General features: G+C 70.8%; 21 protein-coding genes, 1 tRNA gene and 1 pseudogene. 13 read left to right on the top strand and 10 right to left on the bottom strand.

The features are described from left to right. From EVS81_RS06405 to EVS81_RS06375, 7 genes and pseudogenes are all read left to right on the top strand, one after another. The gene (locus EVS81_RS06405; RefSeq protein ID WP_240740006.1) at positions 1–933 is read left to right on the top strand and encodes a segregation and condensation protein A; all 933 of its coding nucleotides are present in this window, start codon (positions 1–3) and stop codon (positions 931–933) included. After that, on the top strand, positions 926–1,594 hold the full coding sequence (gene scpB, locus EVS81_RS06400; protein ID WP_420813260.1) for an SMC-Scp complex subunit ScpB: 669 nt from the start codon (positions 926–928) through the stop codon (positions 1,592–1,594). Before EVS81_RS06405 ends, scpB begins: the two co-directional genes overlap by 8 nt. 229 nt (positions 1,595–1,823) lie before the next feature. Then, positions 1,824–2,537, top strand: a pseudogene (locus tag EVS81_RS16060) (pseudouridine synthase); the annotation flags it as partial. 437 nt (positions 2,538–2,974) lie between these two features. Beyond that, positions 2,975–4,117 carry a prephenate dehydrogenase gene (locus EVS81_RS06390; RefSeq protein ID WP_130109649.1) on the top strand — a complete coding sequence of 381 codons (1,143 nt, stop codon included), beginning with the start codon at positions 2,975–2,977 and terminating at the stop codon, positions 4,115–4,117. A gap of 197 nt (positions 4,118–4,314) precedes the next feature. Further along, complete coding sequence (cmk, locus tag EVS81_RS06385; RefSeq protein ID WP_130111319.1) at positions 4,315–5,040, top strand: (d)CMP kinase; 726 nt, start codon at positions 4,315–4,317, stop codon at positions 5,038–5,040. Then, positions 5,040–6,668 (top strand): ribosome biogenesis GTPase Der, encoded by a 1,629-nt coding sequence (der, locus tag EVS81_RS06380; protein ID WP_130109648.1) that lies wholly within the window; start codon positions 5,040–5,042, stop codon positions 6,666–6,668. The genes cmk and der overlap by 1 nt, the downstream gene beginning before the upstream one ends. A 236-nt stretch (positions 6,669–6,904) precedes the next feature. After that, positions 6,905–7,816, top strand: a complete 912-nt coding sequence (locus tag EVS81_RS06375) for a DUF817 domain-containing protein (RefSeq protein ID WP_240740004.1) — start codon at positions 6,905–6,907, stop codon at positions 7,814–7,816. Between the two features lie 179 nt (positions 7,817–7,995). On the opposite strand, the gene EVS81_RS06370 is transcribed toward EVS81_RS06375, so the two are convergent. The 3 genes from EVS81_RS06370 to EVS81_RS06360 all read right to left on the bottom strand — a co-directional run bounded on the left by EVS81_RS06370 (position 7,996) and on the right by EVS81_RS06360 (position 10,894). Then, positions 7,996–8,316, bottom strand: coding sequence for a DUF4190 domain-containing protein (locus tag EVS81_RS06370; protein ID WP_205879401.1), 321 nt, complete (start codon positions 8,314–8,316; stop codon positions 7,996–7,998). 272 nt (positions 8,317–8,588) lie between these two features. Further along, a complete protein-coding gene (locus tag EVS81_RS06365; RefSeq protein ID WP_130109647.1) occupies positions 8,589–10,142 on the bottom strand; it encodes an MFS transporter in 1,554 nt (517 codons plus the stop codon). Continuing rightward, on the bottom strand, positions 10,139–10,894 hold the full coding sequence (locus tag EVS81_RS06360; protein WP_130109646.1) for a TetR/AcrR family transcriptional regulator: 756 nt from the start codon (positions 10,892–10,894) through the stop codon (positions 10,139–10,141). Before EVS81_RS06360 ends, EVS81_RS06365 begins: the two co-directional genes overlap by 4 nt. A 178-nt stretch (positions 10,895–11,072) precedes the next feature. Here EVS81_RS06360 and rraA point away from each other — a divergent pair, with 178 nt between their 5' ends. Beyond that, positions 11,073–11,543, top strand: coding sequence for a ribonuclease E activity regulator RraA (gene rraA, locus EVS81_RS06355; RefSeq protein ID WP_130109645.1), 471 nt, complete (start codon positions 11,073–11,075; stop codon positions 11,541–11,543). Positions 11,544–11,553: 10 nt separating this feature from the next. Continuing rightward, entirely contained in the window at positions 11,554–12,300 is a 747-nt protein-coding gene (locus EVS81_RS06350; protein ID WP_130109644.1) for a lysoplasmalogenase family protein, read from the top strand. On the opposite strand, the gene EVS81_RS06345 is transcribed toward EVS81_RS06350, so the two are convergent. Next, complete coding sequence (locus EVS81_RS06345) at positions 12,269–13,159, bottom strand: NUDIX domain-containing protein (protein ID WP_130109643.1); 891 nt, start codon at positions 13,157–13,159, stop codon at positions 12,269–12,271. The genes EVS81_RS06350 and EVS81_RS06345 overlap by 32 nt on opposite strands. A gap of 161 nt (positions 13,160–13,320) precedes the next feature. Between EVS81_RS06345 and EVS81_RS06340 the strand changes: the two genes are divergently transcribed. The 4 genes from EVS81_RS06340 to EVS81_RS06325 all read left to right on the top strand — a co-directional run bounded on the left by EVS81_RS06340 (position 13,321) and on the right by EVS81_RS06325 (position 16,010). Beyond that, positions 13,321–13,758: a pyridoxamine 5'-phosphate oxidase family protein gene (locus tag EVS81_RS06340; RefSeq protein ID WP_130109642.1), complete on the top strand. Its 438-nt coding sequence runs from the start codon at positions 13,321–13,323 to the stop codon at positions 13,756–13,758. A 274-nt stretch (positions 13,759–14,032) separates the two neighbouring features. Continuing rightward, a complete protein-coding gene (locus EVS81_RS06335) occupies positions 14,033–14,380 on the top strand; it encodes a YciI family protein (protein WP_130109641.1) in 348 nt (115 codons plus the stop codon). A 40-nt stretch (positions 14,381–14,420) separates the two neighbouring features. After that, on the top strand, positions 14,421–15,713 hold the full coding sequence (locus tag EVS81_RS06330; RefSeq protein ID WP_130109640.1) for an RNA polymerase sigma factor: 1,293 nt from the start codon (positions 14,421–14,423) through the stop codon (positions 15,711–15,713). 223 nt (positions 15,714–15,936) lie between these two features. Then, a tRNA-Pro gene (locus EVS81_RS06325) sits at positions 15,937–16,010 on the top strand. Positions 16,011–16,219: 209 nt separating this feature from the next. Here the strand turns inward: EVS81_RS06325 and EVS81_RS06320 are convergent. From EVS81_RS06320 to EVS81_RS06295, 6 genes are all read right to left on the bottom strand, one after another. Next, the gene (locus tag EVS81_RS06320) at positions 16,220–17,371 is read right to left on the bottom strand and encodes a tyrosine-type recombinase/integrase (protein ID WP_240740002.1); all 1,152 of its coding nucleotides are present in this window, start codon (positions 17,369–17,371) and stop codon (positions 16,220–16,222) included. A gap of 61 nt (positions 17,372–17,432) precedes the next feature. Then, positions 17,433–17,648 (bottom strand): helix-turn-helix transcriptional regulator, encoded by a 216-nt coding sequence (locus EVS81_RS06315; RefSeq protein ID WP_130109638.1) that lies wholly within the window; start codon positions 17,646–17,648, stop codon positions 17,433–17,435. Continuing rightward, complete coding sequence (locus EVS81_RS06310) at positions 17,645–18,211, bottom strand: hypothetical protein (RefSeq protein ID WP_130109637.1); 567 nt, start codon at positions 18,209–18,211, stop codon at positions 17,645–17,647. Before EVS81_RS06310 ends, EVS81_RS06315 begins: the two co-directional genes overlap by 4 nt. 13 nt (positions 18,212–18,224) lie before the next feature. Further along, positions 18,225–18,683: a single-stranded DNA-binding protein gene (locus tag EVS81_RS06305; protein WP_130109636.1), complete on the bottom strand. Its 459-nt coding sequence runs from the start codon at positions 18,681–18,683 to the stop codon at positions 18,225–18,227. An 84-nt stretch (positions 18,684–18,767) separates the two neighbouring features. Beyond that, the gene (locus tag EVS81_RS06300) at positions 18,768–20,543 is read right to left on the bottom strand and encodes a type IV secretory system conjugative DNA transfer family protein (RefSeq protein WP_130109635.1); all 1,776 of its coding nucleotides are present in this window, start codon (positions 20,541–20,543) and stop codon (positions 18,768–18,770) included. After that, a complete protein-coding gene (locus EVS81_RS06295) occupies positions 20,540–21,124 on the bottom strand; it encodes a hypothetical protein (protein ID WP_240740000.1) in 585 nt (194 codons plus the stop codon). Before EVS81_RS06295 ends, EVS81_RS06300 begins: the two co-directional genes overlap by 4 nt. Between the last annotated feature and the right edge of the window lie 39 nt (positions 21,125–21,163).

Raw genomic sequence — 21,163 nt, 5'->3', positions numbered from 1 at the left:
ATGGTCGCGCTCGACACGCAGCACACGGAGCCGGGCGCTGCAGGCGCCTCCGGCGATTCCGGTGCGCCCGGCGCTGCGGGCGGGCCCGGCGCTGCGGGCACGTCCGGCAATGCGGGCACGTCCGGCGACACGGGCACGTCCGACTTCCGCGTGACGCTCGAGGTGTTCGACGGGCCCTTCGACCTGCTGCTGAGCCTCATCGGCAAGCACGAGCTCGATATCACCGAGGTCTCCCTCAGCCTGGTCACCGATGAGTTCATCGCCTACCTCGCCTCCCTCGAGGGGCAGGGTCTCGTCGAGCTCGACCGCGCCTCGGAGTTCCTGGTGGTGGCGGCGACGCTGCTCGACCTCAAGATCGCCAGTCTGCTGCCGCAGGGCGAAGCGGTCGACGCCGAGGACATCGCGCTGCTCGAGGCCCGCGACCTGCTCTTCGCCCGCCTGCTGCAGTACCGGGCGTTCAAGCAGGCGAGCGCCTGGTTCCAGGCGCGGCTCGCCGCGGAGGAGGCGCGGCACCCCCGCCTGGTGCCGCTCGACGCGAGGTACCGCGAGCGCACCCCCGAGCTCGTGTGGCAGCTGTCGGCCGAGGACTTCGCCGCCATCGCGATGCTCGCCTTCGCGCCCCGGGAGATCCCCACCGTGGGGCTCGATCATCTGCACGCCCCGCTCGTGTCGATCCGCGAGCAGGCGGCCGTGGTCGTGTCGCTGCTGCGCCCTGTTGACGGGCGCGGGGGCGCGCACAGCTTCCGCGAGCTGATCGCGGGTGTCGCGGAGCGCGGCGTGATCGTGGCCCGGTTCCTCGCGATCCTCGAGCTCTACCGGCGGGCCGCCGTGACGTTCGAGCAGGCGGAGCCCCTCGGCGAGCTGCACGTGCAGTGGACGGGCGAGAGCTGGTCGGACGAGGAGCTCTCGACGCTGGGCAATGACTATGACTGAATCGACGGAGTACATGACGCAGACGCCGGAAGCAGTGACGGCCGAGACCGGCGCGCCGGAGGCCGAGACCGAGAGTGAGCTGGCCCGCGCCCGCGCGGCGCACTCGCTCGCGCAGCAGCTCGAGGCGCTGCTGATCGTGGCCGACGAGCCGCTCAGCGCCATGGCGCTCGCCACCGCGACCGATCGGCCGGTGCGGGAGGTGCGCGCGGTGCTCGGCGATCTCGTCGCCGAGTTCGACGGCGAGGCGGCGGGCGGCGCGGAGGGGGCGGGATCGCCGCGCGGCTTCGAGCTGCGCGAGGTCGCGGGCGGATACCGCTTCTACGTGCGCGAGAGCCTCGACCCGGTGGTGGCCGACTTCGTGCAGCAGCAGACGCCGGCCAAGCTGTCGCAGGCGGCGCTCGAGACGCTCGCCGTGGTGGCCTACCGCCAGCCGATCTCGCGCGGAGCGATCGCGTCGATCCGCGCGGTCAACGTCGACTCCGTGGTGCGCACGCTGCTGGCCCGCGGCCTCATCACCGAGGTGGGGCAGGATCCCGAGACCACCGCCACCCTCTACGGCACGACGGAGGCGCTGCTCGGGCACCTCGGCATCGGCGACGTCTCGGAGCTGCCGCCGATCGCGCCGCTGCTCGACGAGCCGACGGAAGGATTCGACGAGTGATCCGCGGCGGTGTCGGACGTGTCGGCGGTGTCAGGGGTGCGGTGCATGCTGGGCGCAGGCGTATCCGCGCCGATGAGAGGAGCGTTTCGTGAGCGGCGGGAATGATCTCGGCGGGTCCTTCTCCGTCGACGGCGAGGACGTCGAGGTCGATCTCGCCGAGTTCGGGTGGCCCGCGGGGGGCGCCGCGGGGCGCGGGGAGCAGGATCCCGCGTCCGAGGACGACGGTCGCGTGCGCTTGCAGAAGGCGCTCGCGCACGCCGGTGTCGCGTCGCGCCGCGCATGCGAGGCGCTCATCGCGGGCGGCCGCGTCACCGTGAACGGCCGGGTGCAGCGCGAGCTCGGATCCCGCATCGATCCCGAGCGCGACGATGTGCGCGTCGACGGCGTCGTGGTGCAGCTGGACGTTTCGAAGCGCTACTTCGTGCTGAACAAGCCGCGCGGCGTCGTCTCCACGATGCGCGACGAGAACGGCCGCCCGGATCTGCGCGAGTTCACCGACCGGATCGACGACCGCCTCTACAACGTGGGCCGCCTCGACACCGACACGAGCGGGCTGCTCATCCTCACGAACGACGGCGAGCTCGCGCACAAGCTCGCGCACCCGAGCTTCGGCGTGAGCAAGACGTACATCGCGAAGGTGCGCGGCCGGGTGACGCCCGCCGTGATCCAGCGCCTCAGAGACGGCGTCGAACTGAGCGACGGGCCGATCCACGCCGATCGCGCAAAGCTGCTGCCGGGCGGGTCGGGCAGCTCGCACTCCCTCGTCGAGCTCACGCTGCACTCGGGCCGCAACCGCATCGTGCGGCGCATGCTCGCCGAGGTGGGGCACCCGGTCGAGGAGCTGGTGCGGCGCCAGTTCGGTCCGCTGCACCTCGGCACGCTGCGCAGCGGCGAGATGCGGGAGCTGTCGGCGCCCGAGCGCGGGGCGCTGCTGTCGGCGGCCGAGGACGGCGATGCCGGTCGCGGGTCCGGTCGGCGCGGCGGGGGCTCGCGCGGGGCTCGCGGATCGGGATCGGGATCCGGAGCTGGAGCGGGATCCGGGGCTGGAGCGGGATCCGGGTCGAGCCGCGCGGGAGGCGCCGCGAAGCGCACCGGCGCGGCGGGCCGCGGAGCGGTGACCGCCGGGCGCCCTGGCGACGGGACGGGCGCGCGCGGCATGCGCGGCGTGGCGGCCAAGGGCAATCCGCACGGTCGCGGCGGGCCCGGCGGGGCTGGCGGGGCTGGCGCGCCCGGCCGCGCGGATGCCGGCCGTGGATCGCAGGAGTCGAGGGGGTCGCAGCAACGGGGATCGCAGGAGTCGCGGGGGTCGCAGCAACGGCGATCGCAGGAATCGCGCGGGCCGCGCAAGCCCGGCGCCGACGGACGGAAACGGAACGGTAGATGAACGAGCAGAGGATCTCGACCCCGGGGATCGCCCGCAGGAACGAGGCCGGTCGCGGCGCGCTCGCCGCACGCACCCGAGGGGCCGTGCACGTCATCGGCGCCGGCCTGCTCGGGGCGAGCGTGGGGCTCGGCCTGCGGGGCCGGGGCGTCGAGGTGACGCTCGAGGATCTCTCGCCGACCACCGTCGCGCTCGCCGCCGACTACGGCGCGGGGCGGGTGCGTGCGGCCGACGACCCCGCACCCGCGCTCGTCGTCGTCGCCACCCCGCCCGATGTCGTCGCCGACGTGATCGAGCGCGCGCTCGCCACCTACCCCGACGCCGTGGTCACCGACGTCGCCAGTGTGAAGCTCGCGCCCTTCGCCGAGCTCACCCGGCGGGGCGTCGACCTCACCAACTACGTCGGCTCCCACCCCATGGCGGGTCGGGAGCGCGGCGGCGCCATCATGGCGCGGGCGGACCTCTTCAAGGCGCGCCCCTGGATCGTCTGCCGCGACGAGGAGACGCCCGCCGATGCGCTCTCGCTCGTCGAGGCCGTGGCGCTCGACCTCGGCGGCGTGCTCATGGAGATGACCCCCGAGGAGCACGATCGCTCGGTGGGGCTCGTCTCGCACCTGCCGCAGGTCGTCTCGTCCCTGCTCGCCGCCCGGCTGGTCCCGGCCGCGGAACAGGCGATCGGCCTGGCGGGCGCCGGACTGCGCGACACGACGCGCATCGCCGAGAGCGATCCCGAGCTGTGGGTGCAGATCCTCGGCGCCAACCGGGAGCCGGTGGTCGAGATGCTCGACGCCTTCGGAGCCGACCTCGCCGCGTTCGCCGACGCGCTCCGCGATCCCGAGCACGCGGGCGCCAAGCGGCGCATCGCCGACCTGCTCGCCGCGGGCAATCGAGGCGTCGCGCGCATCCCGGGAAAGCACGGCTCGTCCGAGCGCTTCGCGAAGATCAACGTGCTCGTCGACGACCGGCCGGGCGAGCTCGCGCGACTGCTCACCGAACTCGGAGAACTGGGCATTAATATGGAAGACTTGCGCCTCGAGCACTCGCCGGGCGCGCAGATCGGTTTCGCGGAGATCGCGGTGCTGCCGGAGGTGGCCGAGCGCGCGGTCTCCGATCTCGTCGAACGCGGATGGAGGACGCTGTGAACGAAGCTGCTCGGCAGAGCGATCCCACCCGTCTTCCTGCGCGGCAGGACGAATCCTCCCGTCATCCTGCGGGGCAGGACGAATCCTCCCGTCATCCTGCGCGGCAGGACAAATCCTCCCGTCATCCTGCGCGGCAGGACGAATCCTCCCGTCATCCTGCGCGAGCTCGCGAGTCGCAGGATCCAGACGTGCGCGTGATGGACGCGCCGACCGTCGCGGCCGCGCCGATCCTCGTGGCGATCGACGGCCCCGCGGGCAGCGGCAAGTCGAGTGTGTCGCGCGCGTCGGCCGCGCGGCTCGGCTTCGGGATCCTCGACACGGGAGCCGCCTACCGCGCGCTGGCCTGGGCCGCACGCGAGACGGGCAGCGATCTCGACGACGAGGCCGCGGTGCTCGCGCTGCTGGACTCCTGGCGGTACTCCTCGACGCTGATCGGGGATCAGCGGATCGGTGTGCTGCTGCACGACGGCCAGAGCTACCGGACGTACGACGTGACCGCCGCGATCCGCGACCACGCGGTGAGCGGGCAGGTGAGCCGTGTCTCGAAGCACCCCGGGGTGCGCGAGCGTCTCAACCGGATGTTCCGCGAGATCGTCGCCGACTCGGGGCTGCCCGGAGTGGTGATCGAGGGGCGCGACATCACCACCGTGGTCGCTCCCGACGCGCCGGTGCGCATCCTCATGACGGCCTCGCCCGAGGTGCGCGCGCAGCGCCGGGCCGGCGAGCTCGAGGGGCTCTCGCACGAGCAGGTGCTCGCCGACATCGCCGCGCGCGACGCGAAGGACGCGCTCGTGGTGGATTTCATGACCCCGGCCCCCGGGGTGACGCTCGTCGACACGAGCGAACTGGACTTCGAGCAGTCGGTGCAGGCTGTGGTCGACATCGTACGAGCGGTGCAGGGCGCCGCGGAAGAGGGCAAGTGATGAGCGAGCAGAATCCGGGCGCGGGCGCCGAACAGGACGGACCGGAGGTATTCGACGCGGGGGCGGTCCCCGAGGAGCAGATCATCGTCGGCGAGGGCTTCGGCGCGGGCCTCGACGCGGGGGCCGGCGAGGGCTTCGACGCGGCCTTCGACGCAGCGGGGGGCGACTTCGCCGCGGGCGACGAGGTCACCGACGAGGAGCGCCTGCGCGCCATGCGCTCGAACCTCGACGCCTTCGATCTGGAGGACGATGACCTCGCGATCATCGGCGAGGACGGGGAGTTCCTCGGCTTCCGGGAGCCCGTCGCCGAGACGCTGCCGGTAGTCGCGATCGTCGGCCGGCCCAACGTCGGCAAGTCGGCGCTCGTCAACCGCATCCTGGGCCGCCGCGAGGCCGTGGTGGAGGATGTGCCCGGCGTCACCCGCGACCGGGTGACCTACTCGGCCGAGTGGAACGGCACCCGGTTCAGCCTGGTCGACACCGGCGGCTGGGAGCCCGATGCCAAGGGCATCGACGCCTCGGTGGCCCTGCAGGCCGAGGTGGCGATCGAGCTGTGCGACGTCGTCATGTTCGTCGTCGACTCGCGCGTCGGGCCCACCGCGACCGACGAGCGGGTGGTGCAGTTGCTGCGGCGCACGAAGAAGCCGGTCTTCCTCGTCGCCAACAAGGTGGACGACGCGGTGCTCGAGGCCGAGGCCGCGCAGCTGTGGTCGCTCGGGCTCGGCGAGCCCCACACCGTCTCGGCGCTGCACGGCAGGGGTGTGGCCGACCTGCTCGACCAGGTGATCGAGGCGCTGCCCGAGGAGTCGGCGGTGGCGCAGCCCAAGCTGCTCGGCCCCCGCCGCGTTGCGCTGCTCGGGCGCCCCAACGTGGGCAAGTCGAGCCTGCTCAACAAGGCCGCGGGCGAGGAGCGCGTGGTGGTCAACGAGCTCTCGGGCACCACGCGCGACCCGGTGGACGAGCAGGTCGAGATCGCCGGCCGCGTGTGGACGTTCGTCGACACCGCCGGCATCCGCCGCCGCGTGCACCTGCAGAAGGGCGCCGACTTCTACGCGTCCCTGCGCACTGCTGCCGCGCTCGAGAAGGCCGAAGTAGCGGTCGTGCTCATCGACGTGACGCAGGAGATCAGCGATCAGGATCTGCGCATCATCGACCTGGTGCTCGAGTCGGGCCGGGCCCTCGTGCTCGCGTTCAACAAGTGGGATCTGCTCGACGACGACCGTCGCCGGTACCTGGAGCGGGAGATCGACCAGGATCTCGCGCATGTCGACTGGGCGCCGCGTGTCAACATCTCGGCGCGCACGGGCCGCCACCTCGAGAAGCTCGTCCCCGCCCTCGAGACGGCGCTCGAGTCGTGGGACACCCGCATTCCCACGGCGAAGTTCAACGCCTTCGTCGCCGAACTCGTGCAGGAGCACCCGCACCCGCTGCGCGGCGGCAAGCAGCCCCGCATCCTGTTCGGCACCCAGGTGCAGAACCGCCCGCCGACGTTCGTGCTCTTCACCTCGGGCTTCCTCGACCCGCAGTACCGCCGCTTCATCCAGCGCCGCCTGCGCGAGCGCTACGGCTTCGAGGGCAGCCCCATCGTGCTCAACATGCGCATCCGTGAGCGACGACAGCGACGTTAGGAGCTGGGGTCGTCGCTCCGAAACAGCCATTTCTGGCTGTTTCGCCGTGGTGCTGCCGTTCCGGGCGCTCGCGCAGGAGAAAACCACTCATGCAGGGCGGCTTCGCCGCTTCCCTCCTGCGTGAGTGGTTTTCTCCTGCACGGGTGGCGGTGAGCGTCGGGCTGGTGCCTGGTGCCTGGTGCCTGGTGCCTGGGGGCTGGTGCGGGCGCTCAACCGCGGCGCGCTAGCCTCGGTGTGTGGTGACTCCTGAGACCTCCGACCCCGGTCGCGACTTCACGCGGCTCGAGGCCGCGATCGACCGTGCGGCGAACCGGATCCTCGCCGACAAGCCGGCCAGGGGGCCGCGGCACATGCTCATCGAGTGCGTGGTCTTCGTGCTCAAGCAGGCGTGGGCGTGCGTGTTCGGCGCGCTGCTGCTCGCCGTGCTCGTGGCGGCGCGGCTCTGGTACCCCGACGACGCCCCGCTCGCCCGTAACGACGCGCTGACCATCGCGGCGATCCTGATCCAGGTCGGCATGCTCGCGTTTCGGCTGGAGAGCGGACGGGAGCTGTGGGTGATCGTGCTGTTCCACATCACGGGAACGGCGATGGAGCTCTTCAAGACCGACGTGGGATCCTGGGCCTACGAGGCCGAGGGGGTGCTGCGGATCGGCGCGGTGCCGCTCTTCAGCGGATTCATGTACGCGGCCGTGGGATCGTACATGGTGCGCGTCTACCGGCTGCACGGCCTGCGCTTCGACCGGTACCCGCGCGTTTGGGCCACGACCCTCGTGGCGGTGGGCATCTACGTGAACTTCTTCAGCCACCACTTCATCTGGGATCTGCGCTGGGTGCTGCTCGTGCTCGTCGTGCTGCTGTGGTGGCGCACCGTCATGCACTTCCGGGTGTGGCGGGTGACCCTGCGGGTGCCGCTGCTGCTGGTGTTCGTCGGGGTGGCGCTGTTCATCTGGCTCGCCGAGAATATCGGCACCTGGGCCGGAGCATGGCTCTACCCGCACCAGGAGGGCGGCTGGGAGCCGGTGTCGCCGCAGAAGATGATCGCCTGGTTCCTGCTGATGATCATCTCGGTGGTCATGGTGACCTGGGTCTACCCGCCGCGCCCGCCCGAGATCCGAGAGGGATCCGCGGAGCGGGCGGAGCGGGGCTAACGGGCGGAGCGGGGTCGGCCGCCGGGATCACCTGTGCGGGGGTGCCTGGTGCGGTTGCCGCGAGGATCGGTGCGGCCACGGCTGGCGCGGCGGGCGGGGCGGGATCGGCCGCCGGGATCGCCGGTGCGGCCGCGGTCGGCGCGGGAGCCAGGAGGACCGGTGCGGTGCGGCAGCCGGGATCAGGACCAGAACGGCACCGTGAAGAGGCCGAAGGCCACGAGAGCGAGCAGCACGAGTGCCGCGAGCACCGTGAAGGCCAGCATGACGCCGTTGAGCCAGACCCCCCAGAGTGCGAGGGTGCGCTCGGTGGTGTCGCGGCGCAGGGCGATGACGCCGAGGATCAGGCCGGTGATGGGTGCGACGAAGGTCCAGCCGCTCACCACCGACGCGATCCCGAGCACGAAGCTCGTGATGGCGAAGCCGCGGGCGTCCTCGGCGGCGGGCCGGGTCTCGGTGGTGGTGGTTGTTGTGGTCTCGGGGGTGAGGGCTGCGGCGGTCATGGGCGGTGTCCTTTCGGCTGGGGATCGCTGCGGATCGGAGTGGTGCTGCGTGATGCCTCCACGCTACGTGCGCCGCGGCATCGTGCGCGTCCTGCCCCGGTATCGCGATGCTCGTACCGGGGTACCACCCTTCGAGGCGCGCCGCGCCCGGCCGGCCCGCCTCCGGCCGCGGGCTCCTCGCACCGGACGGGGCCGCCGACGCCCGCGATGCCCGCGAGGGCTGCGAGGGCCGCGATGCCGGCGACGCCCGTGAGGGCTCGCGGACCCCGCACCTAGTGCGAGACGCCCGACACGTCGGTGCCGCGGGGCGTCATGACGAACACGAGCGCCGCGACCGCGAGCATGATGACGCCGCCCGCGATCCCCGTCGCCTGCAGCGAGTGCGTGAAGGCCACGCCGGCCTCGTGGGCGAGCGCGGGCGCCTGCGCCTCGGCCGAGATGGCGACGGCGGCGCCCAGCGACGCCTCCGCCTGCGCGGCGAGCGTGGCGTCGAGCCCGGTGAGCGCACCCGAGGCGATCAGCTCGGCGCGGTAGATGAGCGCCGAGATGCTGCCGAGGATCGCGACGCCGAGCACGGCTCCCAGTTCGTACGACGTCTCTTCGAGGGCGCCCGCGTTACCCGCCTTCTCCTCGGGGGAGCCGTGCATGATCATGGCCGAGCCGATGGCCAGCGATCCCGTTCCCGCGCCCACGAGCGTGAGCGCGATGAGCACGGTCAGCGTGCTCAGCGTGCCCGGCTGCAGCGCGATGATGAGCATGCCGACGCCGGCGAGACCCACACCGCCGGCCAGCACGGCGCGCGCGCCGATGAGTCGAGCGAGCGGGGGAGCCGAGAGCGACGCCACCGCGCCCGCGATGGCGATCGGGAAGAGGCGCACGCCGGCCTCGACGGGCGAGGCGCCGTCGACGAGCTGCATCCACTGGGCGATGAGCAGGAGGGCGGCGGCCATGGCGAACATCGACCCGAGCGCCGCGACGATCCCCGCCGAGAACTCGCGGTTGCGGAAGAGCCGCAGCTCGAGCAGGGGCGAGCTGCTGCGCATGCAGCGCACGATGAACCACGCGAGCAGCGCGGCTCCGGCGGCGAAGGCGGCGAGCGCCTCGGGCACGAGGAAGCTGGACTCCTTGCCGAACGTCTTGATCGCCCACACGAGCAGGGTCATGCCGACGAGCGAGAGCAGCGCGGCCAGCGCGTCCCAGCGGCCCGGCTTCGCCACCCGCGACTCGGGCAGGATGACGATCCCGGCGATCACTCCGGCCACCATCAGGGGCACGTTGATGAGGAACGCGGCGTGCCAGGAGAAGTGCTCGAGCAGCAGCCCGCCGATGAGCGGGCCCACGGCGGCGCCGAGACCCGACACCGCGGCCCAGATGCTGAGGGCGGTGGCGCGCTCCTTCGGGTCGGTGAAGATGACGCGGATCAGCGACAGCGTGATCGGCATGATCATGGCGCCGCCGACGCCCAGCAGGGCCCGGATGGCGATGACGCCCTCGGCGCTGTTCGCGAACAGCACGAGCAGCGACGCGGCGCCGAAGATCGAGTAGCCGAGCAGCAGCATGCGCTTGCGGCCCCAGCGGTCGGCGATCGCCGCGAAGGAGACGAGCAGGCCCGCGAGCACGAGCGAGTACACGTCGATGATCCACAGCTGCTGATCGGAGGTGGGGTGGAGTTCGGCGGCCATCTCGGGCAGCGCGATGTTGAGGATCGTCATGTCCATCGTGATGACGAGCAGGCTCGCGGTGAGCACTGCCACGGCGGCCCAGCGACGGGCGCGACTGAGCGTCGTGCCGGCCGGGGTGGCTGCGGTGTCGATGGGGGTGGTCATGATCGGTCCTGTGCGTGGTCGGTGGTGCGGGGTGGTTCGGGTCGGGGGGCGGGAGCCGGGTGGTCCGGGCCGGGGTCGGGATCCTGCGCGGCTGCGGGATCGGGATCCTGCGCGGCCGCGGGGTCGGGATCCTGCGCCGGATCCGCTCCCGGCCGCTGCCCGAGCGGCATCACGGCGAGGGCGCGCAGCACGCGCGTGATCTCGTGGTGCGCGAGCGGCTGCTCGTGCAGGCCCGCGTGCATCGTGACGCCGTCGAGGTAGACAGCGATCGCGGCGGCCCGCTCGTGGCCGATGTGCCGGGTGAGCATGTCGGTCAGGCGGTCGGTCCACCGCAGCGCCAGCGGGCGCAGCCGGGGATCGGTGACGCCTGTGGTCATGAGCGCGATGTCGGCGTGCAGCACGCGCGTGTCGCGCAGGTACTCGAGCAGCTGATCGACGGCGCGATCCGGGCTCGTGACGAACTCCGCGAGGTGCGGTTCCATGAGGGCCAGCTCGTCGTCGATCTCGTCGGAGAGCCGCTGCAGGGCCGTCTCGCGCAGCTCGTCGATCGACCCGAAGTACTGGGTGGTCGACCCCAGGGGCACGTTCGCCCGCGCGGCGACGGCGCGGTGGGTGAGCGCGGCCGCGCCGTGCTCGACGATCAGCTCGGCGGCGGCGGCGAGGATCGCGCGGCGCCGGCCCTCCGGGTCGCGGCGTCGGCGGGTGCCGCTCGACTCGGCGCCCTGCGACGCAGGCGTGCTCGAATCCGTCATGGCGCCCTCCCGTCTGCGGCTCGATCCCGAATGTACATCTGTACATGTACATTTGTACATTAACTGTGCGGCCGGCGCAAGTTTGCGTCCCGTGGCCCGCCTGCCCCGTTTGTCGGAGGATCCGGGTAGCGTTATCCCCACCAGGGCCCCAGTGCCCGGTTCGGAGGGAGAATCGACGATGTCGCAGATCAGTACTGCAGACCTGTACGACGAGCGGGGGGAGAGGCTGCGCTCGGTGTCGCTGCAGTTTCAGAACATCGGCGGTATGAGCGGCTTCAGCGGCCCCGTGCGCACGGTGCGCTGCTTTCAGGACAACGCGCTGCTCAAGGAGCTGCTCAGCGGCCCCGGCGACGGCGCCGTGCTGGTGATCGACGGCGGGGGATCGCTCGAGACGGCGCTGGTCGGCGACGTGATCGCGAGCCTCGCGGTCGACAACGGCTGGGCGGGGCTCATCGTCCACGGCGCGATCCGCGACCGCGTGGCCCTCGGCACCCTGCCCTTCGGCGTGAAGGCCCTGGGGTCGAACCCGGCCAAGTCGACCAAGACCGGCGCGGGCGAGGTCGACGTCGACGTCGAGATCGGCGGCGTGGTGTTCCGGCCCGGTGCCGCGGTGTGGTGCGACGACGACGGGATCCTCGTCGAACCCTGACGAGCTCCCCATGACGTCCCGAGCCCGTGCGCTGCTGCCGTTCGCGCCCTATGCGGCGGTGTCGGTCGTGCACGTGCTCGCGCTCTTCCTGGGGCTGCCGATCCACGCGCCCACCAAGCTGCTGCTGATGCCGGCGCTGGCGCTCGGCGTGATCTGGGCCGCGGCGACGCCGTCGCCCGGCCTGCTCGGAGCGGGCGGCGCGGGCGGCGCGGGCGGGGCGCGGGGCGCCATCGTGCTGCTCGTCATCGCGGTGGGATTCTCGTGGCTCGGCGACGGCGCCGCCACGTTCTTCCCCATGTTCGACGACGAGCTGCCCATGATGCTGCTCTGCTTCGGGCTGGCGCACGTGGGCTACGTGCTGCTGATGTGGCGGGCCCGCGGGGTGGCCGTGCGGCGCTTCCCCGTGTGGTCGCTCGTCTACATCGCGGCCTACGCGGCGCTGATGGCGCTGCTCGTGCCCCACACCGGAGCGCTCACGGTGCCCGTGATGATCTACGGCCTGCTGCTCGTGGCCACTGCGGCGATGGCGTCGCGCTGCGGCGCCGTGATCGCCTGGGGCGGGGCCTGGTTCCTGGTGTCGGACGCGATACTCGCCTTCCGCATCTTCGTGCCCGACGCGATGCCGGCGTGGACGGGCGGCGCGGTGATGCTCACGTACACGCTGGGCCAGGGGCTCATCGCGGCCGGCGTCGTCGCGGCCCTGCGGCGCCGGCGGTCGGTCGCGGCTACTCCGGCAGCAGCCGCAGCAGCTTCCTGACGCCGCGCGTCGTGGCCCCCGCCGCGCGGGCGCGCGTCTTGAGCTCGGCGTCGCTCGTCACCACGGCGACGGCTCGGCCGGCCGCGGCCGCGTTCGCGGTTTCGGAGACGATGGCGTCGTCGCCCAGTTCGGGCGCGTCGACCACGCGCACGTGCGGGCTGCTGCCGATCCCGCGCGCGACCCCCTCGGCCACCATCACCCACTCCGGGAATGCGCGGTCGAGGCCGGCGACGCGGGTCTCGGGCAGGTCGAGAAAGCCGGCGCGGATCCCGTGCTCCTGCACGGCCAGCCGCTCGAGCCGGTCGCGCAGGCGCTCGGCGGCGCCGCGGCGATCCTTCCACCAGCCGTCGGGCACGCTACCGATCACGTTGGCCGCGTCGACGACCACGACGGGCGACGCGTCGAGGAGCGGGCGCAGCAGGGTCCAGCTCGCCGCGAAGGCGGGGTGCAGCGGGCGGCCCTCGACCTCGTCGACGTGCACCCACTCGAGGGCGTGGCTCTCGGGGTCGGTGATCCTCGGCGTGAAGGGCGCGGCGACCTCGGCGATGAGCGTGGTGTAGCTCCAGCCGCCGCGATCGAGCACGTGGGTGTAGCGGGGCGTCACCGCGTGATCGGGAACGCCGGCCTCCTCCTGCGACTCGCGGATCGCGCCGTCGATCGCGGCCTCGCCCTCGTGGCGGGCTCCGCCGGGAATGCCCCAGGTGTCGCCGTGGTCGCTCCAGGTGACGCGGTGCTGCAGCAGGATCGCGTCGAGTGCGCGATCGTGCGCCAGCAGCCCGGCCGCGCCGAAGCGCCCCCAGTAGCGCCCGCCGTCGGCTGCGGTGACCCAGGCGTCGCCTGAGTTGCGGAGGTCGCTCATGGTTTCAGCGTAGCGGGACTCGCCGGGTGAGCGACGCAGGAGTCGAAACCCGCGGGACTCGCCGGGTGGGCGACGCAGGAGTCGAACCCCGCCGCTGCTCGGGATCCGCCCCCCGATCCCGCGCTCTTCCCTCAATCGCGCGATCGCGCAAGAATGAAGGCATGAGCGAGAACGAGAATTCGAGCGCCGTGCTGTCGGAGAGCGAGTGCCGGGCGCGTCTCGGCACCCAGAAGGTGGGGCGCCTCGTGACGAGCGTGGGCGAGGTGATCGACATCGTGCCGATCAACTTCGTGCTCGACGATCGCTCCATCGTGTTCCGCACGGCCGCCGGCAGCAAGCTGGTGGAGCTCACGATCAACAACGCGGTGCTCTTCGAGGTCGACGAGGTCGGCGAGACCGAGGGGTGGAGCGTGGTGGTGCGCGGCCGCGCCCGGGCGCTCGAGCAGGAGGACGAGATCCTCGCCGCCGAGCAGCTGCCGCTGCGTCCGTTCGTGCCCACGCTCAAGCCGACCTTCGTGCGCATCGACATCGACGAGCTGAAGGGCCGCGCCTACCGCTTCGGCCCCGAGCCGCGACGCGAGGACCAGCAGGAGGGGTAGCGGGTGCGCGGCGGCCACCGCCCGGCGGGCGGGTGCAGTCGATCCCACGCGCCCCGTGCGTCTCAGAGGTTTCGTCCCTCTCATGCGTCGTGCGCAACGCATGCATTCTCCTGCGTCGTGCGCAACGCATGCATCCCGCCCGAGAGATTTTTTCGGCGAGCTGTCGATCTCGGCCGATCCCGTTCGTCATTCTGGTGTCGGGCCGCTCGGCTCGGCGATCCGATCCCGCCGGATCTGCACCGCGCAGCCGGCGCAGCACCACCGAGGAGGCATCATGAAGTACGCACTTCTGCTCATGGGACACGTCGACGACCCGGCGTGCGGTGAAGACGGGGGCGCGAGCCCCGAGGAGTTCTTCGCCTTCGATCGCGAGATCACCGAGGCGGGGGTCGTGGTGACCTCGTTCGCGCTCGAGGATCCCGATCAGGGGGTGAGCGTCGGCAGCGACGCCCAGGGCGAGCGCGTCGTCTCCTCCGGTCCGTTCGCCGAGGTCCGGGAGTTCGTGGGCGGCGGCTACATCATCGAGGTGGCCGACATCGACGAGGCCGTCGCGTGGGCGCGCAAGAGCCCGGCCTCGGCGCCGGGCGGGCACGTGGAGATCCGCCCGCTCGCCCCGTATTGATCCGGGATGCTCGGCCGGTCGTCGATCTCGGCGGTGCGAGATGACGGGTGATGCGGTGCGCGAGGCGCTCGCGGCGATCGACCGCGACGCCCGCGCCCGCATTCTCGCCACCCTCGCCCGGCGCTTCGGCGACCTCGATCTCGCCGAGGACGCCACCCAGGAGGCGCTGACGCAGGCGCTGCAGACCTGGCCGCGCACCGGCGTGCCCGAGTCGCCCGAGGCGTGGCTGCAGACGACGGCCAGGCGCAAGGCGCTCGACCACGTGCGGCGCGAGAGCGTGCTGGCGCAGAAGCTGGCGCGGGTGCGCATCGAGGAGGAGCGGGGGCCGGTGCCCGCAGGGCTCGGGGATCCCGCGGTCGTCGCGGGTGCGCAGGTTCGCGATCCCGTGCCCGATGACCGCCTCGGGCTGTTCTTCGCGTGCTGCCACCCCGTGATGCGGCCCGAGGATCGCGTGGCGCTCACGCTGCGCTTCGTCGGCGGGCTCAGCACCGCCGAGGTGGCGCACGCGCTGCTCGTGCCCGTGGCCACGATGCAGCAGCGGATCGTGCGGGCGAAGCAGCGGATCCGCACGCTCGGGGTGCCGTTCGGCGAGCCGCCGCGCGCGGAACTCGCGGCGCGGATGGCGGGGGTGCAGAAGGTGATCTACCTGATGTACGCGGAGGGCTTCGCGCGGTCGCACGGACCCGGGCACGTGCGCGACGACCTGACCGCCGAGGCGATCCGGCTGGCGCGGGTGCTGCGGGGGCTCGCGGTCGACGGCGCGTCGGCCGAGACCACCGGGCTGCTGGCGCTGCTGCTGCTCACGGAGGCTCGGCGGCCCGCGCGGGTGGGAGCGGTGGACGGGCGGCCGGTGCCGCTCGCCGAGCAGGATCGCGGGCTCTGGGACCGGGAGCTGATCGGAGAGGGCCTCGCGCTGGCAGAGGCCGCCGCGGGTGCGCCGGGGGCGGGCGCGTATGCGATCCAGGCGGCGATCGCGGCCGTGCACGCGGAGGCGACGTCGTTCGCGCAGACCGACTGGGATCAAATCGCGGTGCTCTACGGGATGCTCGAGGCGTACGAGCCGGGGCCGGTGGTGCGGCTGGGGCGCGCGGTGGCGCTGGGCCGGGCGCGCGGGCCGGCCGTGGGAATGCGTCTGCTCGACGCGCTCGCCGCCGACGCCGCGCTGCAGCGGTTTCGTCCGTTCCACGTGGCGCGGGCCGTGACGTTCGAGGAGCTCGGGGAGTTCGCGGGGGCCGCCGCGGCGTACCGGCGCGCCCTGGAGCTGCCGGGCAACGAGGCGGAGGATGGGCTGCTCATGGCGTCGCTGGAGGGGATCGGCGGGGCCGGCGGGTGAGCCGGCGCCGGATCCGGCGGCGGATCCGGCGCGAGTTTCGCCGTTAGCTCCGTAGTGAGTTCCTCCGTGGTCATTCGCGTGCCCGGAGTATGGGTAAGATAGAGGGGTTGCTTCGCGAAGGCGTGGTGGCAACGGGCTGTGGCGCAGCTTGGTAGCGCACTTGACTGGGGGTTAAGGGGTTTACCCTTCCCGGACGGCCCGAAACAACTGAAAAATGATGCCACGGGCTGTGGCGCAGCTTGGTAGCGCACCTGACTGGGGGTCAGGGGGTCGCAGGTTCAAATCCTGTCAGCCCGACAGAAAAGTCCTGATGAGACGTAGTTTTCATCAGGGCTTTGTCATGTCTTGCGACAGGTTTTTGTTGGTCCCCTTCTGGTCCCCTCCGCTCTTCACGGCCTAGCTTCCGAGACGGGCCAGAGCCCTTCGAAGACGCTCGCCTGTGGATAAGGGGACCAAAAGGGGACCAGGAGCTCTTCGAGGCCGTCTTCGCGCTACGTCTGCGGTCATCAGAGCCCTCGCGTTGACGGGCTGGTGCGTGAGCTGTGACGCTTCTGCCCGGAGGGTGAGAGGAACGCGTTGGCCTGCTCGGCAGCCGAAGCGAGATGTCGGTCGTCGGGGTGCAAGTATCCTCTGGTGGTCTCCATCGAGGCGTGTCCGAGGATCTCTTGGAGCACATGCAGTGGCACGCCCGCGTCGGCCATCCACGTCGCTCCAGTGTGGCGGAGCCCATGACGAGTGAGGTTGGGCAGTCCGAGCTTCGCAACGATCGCGTCCCAGTCCGTGGCGTCGCGCACCGTCGCGGTCGTGAGATATCCACCCTTCGGGCCGACGAGGAGCGAGTCTTCGGGCTCCTTGCCCGCAGTGAGTCGTTCGAGCACTGGGCGGAGGGGTTCGAGGATCGGCACGCGCCGTTCTTTCCGGCTCTTGGTTGGTTTGGTGATGAGGCCGCCCTTGCCGGGGAATACCTGCCGGGAGATCACGACGAGGTTCTTGTCGAACCGGACATCCCCGACCTGCAGCCCCGACACTTCGGAGGAGCGCGCAGCGAGGAGTGCAGCGAGCATGACGAAGTCGCTGTAGGACTGGCCGACCTTCTCGCAGGCTTTCGCGAGCTTGTTGAGCGTCTTCATATCCGGGATCGCGTGCGCCCGCGGTGACGCTTGCTCGGCAGACTGGTTCCTGAACGCGTTCCGGTTGAGGCTGCGCTTGGCGCGATTCTTCGCGGGGTTGATCGTGATCAGCCCGTCACGCACTGCCTCGTCGAGCACCCGCACGAGTGGTGCGATGGAGTTCTTGATGGTGGAGGCGCCGTAGCGTTGCTCCCACCCGTCGATGGTGCGGTCGATAATGCCGGCGGTGATCTGTGTGACGGGCAGGTGCCCGAGCGCGGGCAGCACCCGTAGCTTCAACCCGAACCCGTAGGTTTCGCCCGTCGATGTCGGGTCGAGCCCGCGCGCCCACCGCTCCCCGATGGAGGTGACGAACTCCGTCAGCGTCATTGCCGTATCCATGCCTTTGACGGACGAGTTCCGCAGTTGGTCGAAGAAGCTGTGGGCTGCGGCTTCGTCGGGGACGATCTCGGTGCGAATGACTCGTCGTTTGGTGATCGGGTCGGTCCAGCGGGCTCGGGCGCGGATGCCGTAGGTACGGCGCTCCATGTCGGTAGAGATCTTCACCCCGACCGGTGGCACTGGCTTTGGCTCAGCCTTGGGGAACGGCTCACCCCCGCGTGGCATGGTCGTGTTCCAACTCTGCCAGCCAAGCATCGACAGCTTCGAGTCGGTACCTGGCGATGCCACTCATTCGGATGAACGGTGGCCCCGTTCCCGCCGACCGCCATCGGGACAGGGTGGACTCTGACACCTTCAGATAGGTCGCGACATCGCGGCTGTGGAGCAGCGGCGAGGTGATTCCTGCGACGGAGGTGTCGGTCATGAGACTTCCCCCGTTCGGGGATCGAGTGACTGGTAGAAGGCGTCTTCCTCTTCCCGTCGCTTTGCGACTTCGGCATAGACGAACTCGACGAATTCGGTCTCCCGGTCCTCGATCACGGTGTCATCGACGGGTGGAGCTGGCGGTTCGCCCGGCCAGGCGGTCTGCCTGGTGGGGCGGTCGCGGTCGAGGCGTGTGCCGATTCCTGTGACCCAGTCGCGAAGCCGTAGGCGTGCGTCGGCGAAGTCTCGATGCCATGCGAACGGTGCTGACCCGGTCTTTTCTGAGTCGTATGAGCAGAGCCAGTGCAGGTGGAGGGCGGAGAGCTCCCACAGCAGTTCGGGGTGGTGATGCCAGAACGGCGGAACGACGGAAGCTGGGAGTCCATAGGTTCGGCGCAGCCAGTGCACCCAGCGGTTGAGCTCTAGCCATTCCGCTTCAAGGTCTTCCGGGCCCAGCAGGTTCCAGTTGATGGGGTGCGGCGGCTCGACCAACAGCGGCCCCTCGAACTCTGTCTCGAAGTCGTCTTCGTTGAACTCTTCCGCCTCAACCGTGTTCTCATCCATCGCGCGCCCCGTCTCAGAGACTCGCACGCGATGCCACCTTGGGCTGCGGCGAGGTGGCAGACGCGACCGCGGAGTCACCGAGCGCGTCATGTTCGTGCGCGATGGCTTCACGACGGGGCGACCGATCGACCTCGTAACGAGTGCGGGCAAGGTCGTGGCCGATACGCGAGGCAATGAACTCCTCCGCGGCTACTGTCTCTCCGTCCTTGTCGTAGTTGTACTCATGAACGCGACCGGAAGCGACGAACCGGTCACCTTTCCTGAACCGCGCCGCTGCTTCCTCTGCCGTCTTGCGGAAGATCGCGAGGCCATGGAACGTCGGCTCGAGTTGCGTGAACGACCCATCCGGTTCCTGCCGAGAATGCTCAATCCCGATACGAGCGTGAAACCGTGAGATCCCGTGCTCGCTCACGGTCAGCTGCGGCTGCGTGGCGATGAACCCCGAGATGGACTGCTGCGTCTGAATGGCCATCCGAATACTCCTGTCAGATCGTGCAACGACCCCTCGTCGCCGCTCACCTGACAGGTGCACACCCAGCTCCCGCAGTTGACCGGGTCATGGGCGCTGTTGCAGCAACTGCTCAATCTCCGAACGATGCGACTGAAGATCGGCCGCGTCTCGTCGGGAAGTCCACTCACGTAGGCGCGCGATGATCGGTGGTGCGGCGCGGAGGAGGATGAGGCCGGTGCCGAATGGGAGGGTGCGGATCACGTCGGGTGGCATGATCGGCACGCGTCGGATGGAGCGTTGCGCGGTGCGGGACCCGTGGTCCCCCACCGTGGTGGAGTCGGTGATCTCGTCACGCTCCCCGACGAGCGTCGTCAGGTCTTGAAGGTCGCGGGAGTTGGAGGCTCCGCCGAGGATGATCTTCACAATGCTGGCGTCCCAGATCGCGCCGGCCGCGTTGTCCGACCACTTCTCCCGCGCCTGGGCGAGAGACTGCAACACCGGCATCGTCGTGATCCCCGTCCCGCCGCCTTCCGCCATCAACGTCGGCAAAGACGGGAGCGGGGCAAGGTTCCCGATCTCATCCAAAGCGAGCAAGAGGGGTGGGTCGAGGCGGGCGGCGGGTGATCGGGCGGCGAGGCGTCGGGCGGCTTCCACGAGGTCTTCCACGAACGCCGACACCAGCGCGGCACTGTTGTTCGCCCCCGTGCCCGTTGCGAGGAGGTAGACGGTGCCGCGCTTGCGGAGGAACTCTTCGGGATTGAACCGTTCATCCGGGCCGGGGCTGACCGCGTCGAGCACTCTCGGGTCAGCGAGTGCCGCCAAGGACAGCGAGACGCCTTGCCAGATGGAGTCGCGGGTTCTCGGGTCTGCGTCGATCATGGCTTGCAACGAGTCCGCCCACCCTGTTGCGGCGTTCGGGTTCGCGGTGAGGATCGCGACCGCATCCGACGCCGCAGCCGGGTCAAGTGTCCACCGGAACAACTCGGCAGGTGAACGGTGATCCAACGCGGCGGCATGGAGTAGGGCTTGGAGGGCGGTGCGGGTTTTCCCTTCCCAGAAGTCGCCGCCTTCGACGCCGCCGGCGGAGAGGCCGGTGCCGGCGGCAAGTCCGGTGGCGCGGATCATCGCGGTCAACGGGTCCTCGCACCCCCGGATCGGCGACCATCGGAGTCCTGCCGGGACGCCTTCTGCGAGGTGTTGCGGGTCGAACACCGCGACAGGGCGGTCGTCGGTGCTTCGGGCGTTGAGGGTGGCGGTGAGGTTGTCGGGGCGGGTGGAGGTGGTAACGACCGCGCCAGGTGCGTCGAGGATCGCGTTGATCACCACATGCAGGCCCTTCCCCGAGCGTGGTGGCCCGATCAGCAGGATCGAGTCCTCCACACTCGCCCACACGTTCACGCCCCGCGACGCACCCAGGAGATAGCCCACATCTCCGACCGCCGGGCTCTGGATCGACGGGCGGAGCTGCCCGGCGCGACGCAGCAGTGACTTCTCCGATGCAGCCGTGGCCACGTCAGTGCGAGTGGCGATCCCGGCGATCCGGTATGGGTCGACCTTCGTGCGCCGTGCCTGTTCCCGGAACGTCCGCCCCGCCCACCAACCCGCCGCCCCGACCGCGGTGATCAGGGCGCCGGCGACGACCCAGTAGACGACGGCGTTGAGACCGTCGGCGCCGAGCGCGGCACCCGGATCACCGGGGCGCAGGAGCACGCCGAGGCCGGCTTCGATCCCGCCCGACGGTTGGGTGACCCCGGTAGCCCAGGCGGTGATGCTGCCGGCGATACGGAGGATGACGGCGAGGCAGGCTCCGGCGATGAGGGCGATGATGCCGAGGTTCGCCAGCTCATCACCGAGCGCCCCGCTCTGTCTTGGGGTGCTCATTGGATTCTGCCGATGGTGAGGGTGCCGGAGACGCGACCGAGGAGGATCACTTCACCTGTCACCGCGGCTGCGGCCTGTTCGGTGGTGAGGACGGCGCGAGCAATACCGTCACCGCTGGCGTCGCTGTGGGCGTGGATGATCGCGACCGCGACATCCTCGCCCGGCACGAATCCCGAGCCCATGACCTGATGCAGCACCGGTGGCACCGACTTAATCGGCGGAGTCGGAGCTGACGGTGGTGTTTCCCAGGCCTTCGGGGCGGGGCGTTCGCGGGGTGGGGTGATGATGTCGGTGAACGTCGACCCGTCTGCTTCCCGCACCTGCACGCGCAGCGGCGTCCGGTAGCGGGCGGTGAGGGTGTCGAGGATCGTCGGGAACGACTCGCGCCGCCAGCCGGGCGCGAACGGCTCCGGCAGATACGGCACCCCATCCACCGTGACCGTCATCGACGCGTCGCCGTCGATGGTGAACTCCACGACCGGCACGACCACTGGCCCGCCCGATTCAGACTTCGGCGACTTTGCCATGCGTGGGGGCTGGTGGTCGGGGTGGGTGCGGCGGTCGCGCGGCTTCGGCGTCACAGAGGGTCCTTCCAAACGGGTGCAGGGGTGTCGCCATGC

The sequence above is a fragment of the Leucobacter triazinivorans genome, from assembly GCF_004208635.1.
Classification (GTDB): Bacteria; Actinomycetota; Actinomycetes; order Actinomycetales; family Microbacteriaceae; genus Leucobacter; species Leucobacter triazinivorans.
This window is presented reverse-complemented; position numbering and strand designations above follow the sequence as displayed.

Bases quoted from the DNA above. Each gene is read 5' to 3' on its own strand.
- EVS81_RS06365 (WP_130109647.1), bottom strand. From the start codon at position 10,142: ATGACCACCCCCATCGACACCGCAGCCACCCCGGCCGGCACGACGCTC.
- EVS81_RS06345 (WP_130109643.1), bottom strand. From the start codon at position 13,159: ATGAGCGACCTCCGCAACTCAGGCGACGCCTGGGTCACCGCAGCCGAC.
- rraA (WP_130109645.1), top strand. From the start codon at position 11,073: ATGTCGCAGATCAGTACTGCAGACCTGTACGACGAGCGGGGGGAGAGG.
- EVS81_RS06405 (WP_240740006.1), top strand. From the start codon at position 1: ATGGTCGCGCTCGACACGCAGCACACGGAGCCGGGCGCTGCAGGCGCC.
- EVS81_RS06315 (WP_130109638.1), bottom strand. From the start codon at position 17,648: ATGACCGACACCTCCGTCGCAGGAATCACCTCGCCGCTGCTCCACAGC.
- EVS81_RS06305 (WP_130109636.1), bottom strand. From the start codon at position 18,683: ATGGCCATTCAGACGCAGCAGTCCATCTCGGGGTTCATCGCCACGCAG.
- EVS81_RS06300 (WP_130109635.1), bottom strand. From the start codon at position 20,543: ATGAGCACCCCAAGACAGAGCGGGGCGCTCGGTGATGAGCTGGCGAAC.
- EVS81_RS06360 (WP_130109646.1), bottom strand. From the start codon at position 10,894: ATGACGGATTCGAGCACGCCTGCGTCGCAGGGCGCCGAGTCGAGCGGC.
- der (WP_130109648.1), top strand. From the start codon at position 5,040: ATGAGCGAGCAGAATCCGGGCGCGGGCGCCGAACAGGACGGACCGGAG.
- EVS81_RS06390 (WP_130109649.1), top strand. From the start codon at position 2,975: ATGAACGAGCAGAGGATCTCGACCCCGGGGATCGCCCGCAGGAACGAG.
- EVS81_RS06350 (WP_130109644.1), top strand. From the start codon at position 11,554: ATGACGTCCCGAGCCCGTGCGCTGCTGCCGTTCGCGCCCTATGCGGCG.
- EVS81_RS06310 (WP_130109637.1), bottom strand. From the start codon at position 18,211: ATGGATGAGAACACGGTTGAGGCGGAAGAGTTCAACGAAGACGACTTC.
- EVS81_RS06340 (WP_130109642.1), top strand. From the start codon at position 13,321: ATGAGCGAGAACGAGAATTCGAGCGCCGTGCTGTCGGAGAGCGAGTGC.
- cmk (WP_130111319.1), top strand. From the start codon at position 4,315: ATGGACGCGCCGACCGTCGCGGCCGCGCCGATCCTCGTGGCGATCGAC.
- EVS81_RS06335 (WP_130109641.1), top strand. From the start codon at position 14,033: ATGAAGTACGCACTTCTGCTCATGGGACACGTCGACGACCCGGCGTGC.
- EVS81_RS06320 (WP_240740002.1), bottom strand. From the start codon at position 17,371: ATGGAGCGCCGTACCTACGGCATCCGCGCCCGAGCCCGCTGGACCGAC.
- EVS81_RS06370 (WP_205879401.1), bottom strand. From the start codon at position 8,316: ATGACCGCCGCAGCCCTCACCCCCGAGACCACAACAACCACCACCACC.
- scpB (WP_420813260.1), top strand. From the start codon at position 926: ATGACTGAATCGACGGAGTACATGACGCAGACGCCGGAAGCAGTGACG.
- EVS81_RS06330 (WP_130109640.1), top strand. From the start codon at position 14,421: ATGACGGGTGATGCGGTGCGCGAGGCGCTCGCGGCGATCGACCGCGAC.